The sequence below is a fragment of the Roseovarius halotolerans genome (genome assembly GCF_900172255.1).
Lineage (GTDB): Bacteria > Pseudomonadota > Alphaproteobacteria > Rhodobacterales > Rhodobacteraceae > Roseovarius > Roseovarius halotolerans.
On record NZ_FWFU01000008.1, the window covers coordinates 1 to 5,513 of the forward strand.

Here is a 5,513-nt window from a genome sequence, read left to right on the forward strand (position 1 = left end):
AGATTAGAGCGCATGACAAGTAAAGGACGGTTGTCAGCGTCATAAGAGGTTTTACCTCCAAATGAAGAAATAACATCATGGTAACGCTGCATGAAGTAATCACGTTCTTGGTCAGTATGCAAATTAGCATAAGCAGCTTGCAGACCCATAATGTCAATAGATGTGGTAGAAGTCGTCATTTGGCGAGAAAGCTCAGTCTCAGGAGGAAGCGGAGCAGTCCAAATGTTTTTGAGATGGCAGCAACGGAAACCATAACGAGCATCATCTTGATTAAGCTCATTAGGGTTAGCCTCGGTACGGTCAGGCATCCACGGCGCTTTAAAATAGTTGTTATAGATATTCAAATAACCCTGAAACAAATGCTTAGGGATTTTATTGGTATCAGGGTTAATCGTGCCAAGAAAAGCGGCATGGTCAATATAACCAGTAGTGTTAACAGTCGGGAGAGGAGTGGCATTAACACCATCCTTCATGAACTTAATCCACTGTTCACCATAAACGTGACGATGAGGGACATAAAAAGTAAAAATGTCTACAGTAGAGTCAATAGCAAGGCCACGACGCAATGGAGAAAGACGGAGAGCGCCAACGGCGTCCATCTCGAAGGAGTCGCCAGCGATAACCGGAGTAGTTGAAATGGTAATAAGACGACCAATCTGACCAGCAAGGAAGCCAAGATGGGAAAGGTCATGCGGCATACGCTCGGCGCCAGTTTGAATATTAGACATAATTTATCCTCAAGTAAGGGGCCGAAGCCCCTGCAATTAAAATTGTTGACCACCTACATACCAAAGACGAGCGCCTTTACGCTTGCCTTTAGTACCTCGCAACGGCTGCGGACGACCAGGGCGAGCGCCAGAACGTTTTTTACCTTTAGACATTACATCACTCCTTCTGCACGTAATTTTTGACGCACGTTTTCTTCTGCGTCAGTAAGAACGTCAGTGTTTCCTGCGCGTACACGCAAGGTAAACGCGAACAATTCAGCGGCTTTAACCGGACGCTCGACGCCATTAATAATGTTTTCCGTAAATTCAGCGCCTTCCATGATGAGACAGGCCGTTTGAATGTTGACGGGATGAACATAATAAGCAATGACGGCAGCAATAAACTCAACAGGAGCAGGAAAGCGAGGGTATCCTACAAAGTCCAGCGTACCATAAACGCAAGCCTCAACGCAGCGACGAGCACGAGAGCGGTCAGTAGCAATCCAAACTTTGTTACTCGTCAGAAAATCGAAATCATCTTCGGTTAAATCCAAAACGGCAGAAGCCTGAATGAGCTTAATAGAGGCCAAAGCGGTCTGGAAACGTACGGATTGTTCAGTAACTTGACTCATGATTTCTTACCTATTAGTGGTTGAACAGCATCGGACTCAGATAGTAATCCACGCTCTTTTAAAATGTCAACAAGAGAATCTCTACCATGAACAAAATGTGACTCATATCTAAACCAGTCCTTGACGAACGTGCCAAGCATATTAAGCCACTTCTCCTCATCCAACGCGTCAGTTTTTGACAGAATCGTTAGTTGATGGCGAAAGGTCGCAAAGTAAGAGCTTCTCGAGCTGCGCAAGGATAGGTCGAATTTTCTCATTTTCCGCCAGCAGTCCACTTCGATTTAATTCGTAAACAAGCAGTAGTAATTCCTGCTTTATCAAGATAATTTTTCGACTCATCAGAAATATCCGAAAGTGTTAACTTCTGCGTCATGGAAGCGATAAAACTCTGCAGGTTGGATACGCCAATCATTTTTATCGAAGCGCGCATAAATTTGAGCAGATTTGTCGTCACAGGTTGCGCCGCCAAAACGTCGGCTACAGTAACTTTTCCCAGCCTCAATCTCATCTCTCTTTTTGCGTTCTGCTTCAATATCTGGTTGAACGGCGTCGCGTCGTAACCCAGCTTGGTAAGTTGGATTAAGCACTCCGTGGACAGATTTGTCATTGTGAGCATTTTCATCCCGAAGTTGCGGCTCATTCTGATTCTGAACAGCTTCTTGGGAAGTAGCGACAGCTTGGTTTTTAGTGAGTTGTTCCATTCTTTAGCTCCTAGACCTTTAGCAGCAAGGTCCATATCTGACTTTTTGTTAACGTATTTAGCCACATAGAAACCAACAGCCATATAACTGGTAGCTTTAAGCGGCTCACCTTTAGCATCAACAGGCCACAACCAACCAGAACGTGAAAAAGCGTCCTGCGTGTAGCGAACTGCGATGGGCATACTGTAACCATAAGGCCACGTATTTTGCAAGCTATTTAACTGGCGGCGATTGCGTACCCGACGACCAAAATTAGGGTCAACGCTACCTGTAGGAAGTGTCCGCATAAAGTGCACCGCATGGAAATGAAGACGGCCATTAGCTGTACCATACTCAGGCACACAAAAATACTGATAGCAGTCGGCGTGTGAATCATTAGCCTTGCGACCCTCGGCAGCAAGAACCATACGACCAATATCACGAAAATAGTCACGCAAAGCATTGGGATTATCATAAAACGCCTCTAATCGGTCGTCAGCCAACGTGAGAGTGTCAAAAACGATAAACCAACCATCAGCATGAGCCTGTCGCATTGCATTCATCAAACGCTGAATAGCAAAGCCTCTACGCGATTTCATAGTGGAGGCCTCCAGCAATCTTGAACACTCATCCTTAATACCTTTCTTTTTGGGGTAATTATACTCATCGCGAATATCCTTAAGAGGGCGTTCAGCAGCCAGCTTGCGGCAAAACTGCGTAACCGTCTTCTCGTTCTCTAAAAACCATTTTTCGTCCCCTTCGGGGCGGTGGTCTATAGTGTTATTAATATCAAGTTGGGGGAGCACATTGTAGCATTGTGCCAATTCATCCATTAACTTCTCAGTAACAGATACAAACTCATCACGAACGTCAGAAGCAGCCTTATGGCCGTCAACATACATATCACCATTATCGAACTCAACGCCCTGCATACGAAAAGACAGAATCTCTTCCAAGAGCTTGATGCGGTTATCCATCTGCTTATGGAAGCCAAGCATTGGGGATTGAGAAAGAGTAGAAATGCCACAAGCCTCAATAGCAGGTTTAAGAGCCTCGATACGCTCAAAGTCAAAATAATCAGCGTGACATTCAGAAGGGTAATAAGAACGAACCATAAAAAAGCCTCCAAGATTTGGAGGCATGAAAACATACAATTGGGAGGGTGTCAATCCTGACGGTTATTTCCTAGACAAATTAGAGCCAATACCATCAGCTTTACCGTCTTTCCAGAAATTGTTCCAAGTATCGGCAACAGCTTTATCAATACCATGAAAAATATCAACCACACCAGAAGCAGCATCAGTGACGACATTAGAAATATCCTTTGCAGTAGCGCCAATATGAGAAGAGCCATACCGCTGATTCTGCGTTTGCTGATGAACTAAGTCAACCTCAGCACTAACCTTGCGAGTCATTTCTTTGATTTGGTCATTGGTAAAATACTGACCAGCCGTTTGAGCTTGAGTAAGCATTTGGCGCATAATCTCGGAAACCTGCTGTTGCTTGGAAAGATTGGTGTTTTCCATAATAGACGCAACGCGAGCAGTAGACTCCTTCTGTTGATAAGCAAGCATCTCATTTTGTGCATATACCTGGTCTTTCGTATTCTGGCGTGAAGTCGCCGACTGAATGCCAGCAATCTCTTTTTGAGTCTCATTTTGCATCTCGGCAATCTCTTTCTGATTGTCCAGTTGCATTTTAGTAAGCTCTTTTTGATTCTCAAATCCGGCGTCAACCATACCAGCAGAGGAAGCATCAGCACCAGCACGCTCCCAAGCATTAAGCTCAGGAAATGCAGCAGCAAGATAATCACGAGTATCCTTTCCTTTATCAGCGGCAGACTTGCCACCAAGTCCAACCAAATCAAGCAACTTATCAGAAACGGCAGAAGTGCCAGCCTGCAACGTACCTTCAAGAAGTCCTTTACCAGCTTTAGCCATAGCACCAGAAACAAAACTAGGGACGGCCTCATCAGGGTTAGGAACATTAGAGCCTTGAATGGCAGATTTAATACCAGCATCACCCATGCCTACAGTATTGTTATCGGTAGCAAGCACATCACCTTGAATGCCACCGGAGGCGGCTTTTTGACCGCCTCCAAACAATTTAGACATGGCGCCACCAGCAAGAGCAGAAGCAATACCGCCAGCAATAGCACCAAACATAAATCACCTCACTTAAGTGGCTGGAGACAAATAATCTCTTTAATAACCTGATTCAGCGAAACCAATCCGCGGCATTTAGTAGCGGTAAAGTTAGACCAAACCATGAAACCAACATAAACATTATTGCCCGGCGTACGGGGAAGGACGTCAATAGTCACACAGTCCTTGACGGTATAATAACCACCATCATGGCGACCATCCAAAGGATAAACATCATAGGCAGTCGGGAGGGTAGTCGGAACCGAAGAAGACTCAAAGCGAACCAAACAGGCAAAAAATTTAGGGTCGGCATCAAAAGCAATATCAGCACCAACAGAAACAACCTGATTAGCGGCGTTGACAGATGTATCCATCTGAATGCAATGAAGAAAACCACCATTACCAGCATTAACCGTCAAACTATCAAAATATAACGTTGACGATGTAGCTTTAGGTGTCTGTAAAACAGGTGCCGAAGAAGCTGGAGTAACAGAAGTGAGAACCAGCTTATCAGAAAAAAAGTTTGAATTATGGCGAGAAATAAAAGTCTGAAACATGATTAAACTCCTAAGCAGAAAACCTACCGCGCTTCGCTTGGTCAACCCCTCAGCGGCAAAAATTAAAATTTTTACCGCTTCGGCGTTATAACCTCACACTCAATCTTTTATCACGAAGTCATGATTGAATCGCGAGTGGTCGGCAGATTGCGATAAACGGTCACATTAAATTTAACCTGACTATTCCACTGCAACAACTGAACGGACTGGAAACACTGGTCATAATCATGGTGGCGAATAAGTACGCGTTCTTGCAAATCACCAGAAGGCGGTTCCTGAATGAATGGGAAGCCTTCAAGAAGGTGATAAGCAGGAGAAACATACGAAGGCGCATAACGATACCACTGACCCTCAGCAATCTTAAACTTCTTAGACGAATCACCAGAACGGAAAACATCCTTCATAGAAATTTCACGCGGCGGCAAGTTGCCATACAAAACAGGGTCGCCAGCAATATCGGTATAAGTCAAAGCACCTTTAGCGTTAAGGTACTGAATCTCTTTAGTCGCAGTAGGCGGAAAACGAACAAGCGCAAGAGTAAACATAGTGCCATGCTCAGGAACAAAGAAACGCGGCACAGAATGTTTATAGGTCTGTTGAACACGACCAGAAAACTGGCCTAACGACGTTTGGTCAGTTCCATCAACATCATAGCCAGATGCCCAGAGATTAGAGCGCATGACAAGTAAAGGACGGTTGTCAGCGTCATAAGAGGTTTTACCTCCAAATGAAGAAATAACATCATGGTAACGCTGCATGAAGTAATCACGTTCTTGGTCAGTATGCAAATTAG

Annotated in this window: 9 protein-coding genes; all 9 read right to left on the reverse strand. The window is 44.6% G+C overall.

Annotated elements, in window-relative coordinates:
* Positions 1–728: major capsid protein (locus ROH8110_RS19025; protein ID WP_303393940.1), on the reverse strand; the 728-nt coding region annotated here is incomplete at its 3' end.
* A 36-nt stretch (positions 729–764) separates the two neighbouring features.
* Positions 765–881 carry a phage DNA packaging protein J gene (locus ROH8110_RS19030; protein WP_000033471.1) on the reverse strand — a complete coding sequence of 39 codons (117 nt, stop codon included), beginning with the start codon at positions 879–881 and terminating at the stop codon, positions 765–767.
* Positions 881–1,339: a scaffolding protein D gene (locus tag ROH8110_RS19035; RefSeq protein ID WP_000084700.1), complete on the reverse strand. Its 459-nt coding sequence runs from the start codon at positions 1,337–1,339 to the stop codon at positions 881–883. The genes ROH8110_RS19030 and ROH8110_RS19035 overlap by 1 nt, the downstream gene beginning before the upstream one ends.
* A complete protein-coding gene (locus ROH8110_RS19040; protein ID WP_016670801.1) occupies positions 1,336–1,575 on the reverse strand; it encodes a phage DNA packaging protein C in 240 nt (79 codons plus the stop codon). Before ROH8110_RS19040 ends, ROH8110_RS19035 begins: the two co-directional genes overlap by 4 nt.
* On the reverse strand, positions 1,508–1,660 hold the full coding sequence (locus tag ROH8110_RS19045) for a hypothetical protein (RefSeq protein WP_435988044.1): 153 nt from the start codon (positions 1,658–1,660) through the stop codon (positions 1,508–1,510). Before ROH8110_RS19045 ends, ROH8110_RS19040 begins: the two co-directional genes overlap by 68 nt.
* Positions 1,593–3,161, reverse strand: a complete 1,569-nt coding sequence (locus ROH8110_RS19050) for a replication endonuclease (RefSeq protein ID WP_001134933.1) — start codon at positions 3,159–3,161, stop codon at positions 1,593–1,595. Before ROH8110_RS19050 ends, ROH8110_RS19045 begins: the two co-directional genes overlap by 68 nt.
* Before the next feature lie 36 nt (positions 3,162–3,197).
* Positions 3,198–4,184: a Minor spike protein gene (locus ROH8110_RS19055; RefSeq protein WP_000466547.1), complete on the reverse strand. Its 987-nt coding sequence runs from the start codon at positions 4,182–4,184 to the stop codon at positions 3,198–3,200.
* A gap of 8 nt (positions 4,185–4,192) precedes the next feature.
* Positions 4,193–4,720: a hypothetical protein gene (locus ROH8110_RS19060; RefSeq protein WP_000487867.1), complete on the reverse strand. Its 528-nt coding sequence runs from the start codon at positions 4,718–4,720 to the stop codon at positions 4,193–4,195.
* 110 nt (positions 4,721–4,830) lie between these two features.
* Positions 4,831–5,513, reverse strand: a 683-nt coding sequence (locus ROH8110_RS19065) for a major capsid protein (RefSeq protein ID WP_024181059.1), incomplete at its 5' end; no start/stop codon positions are given.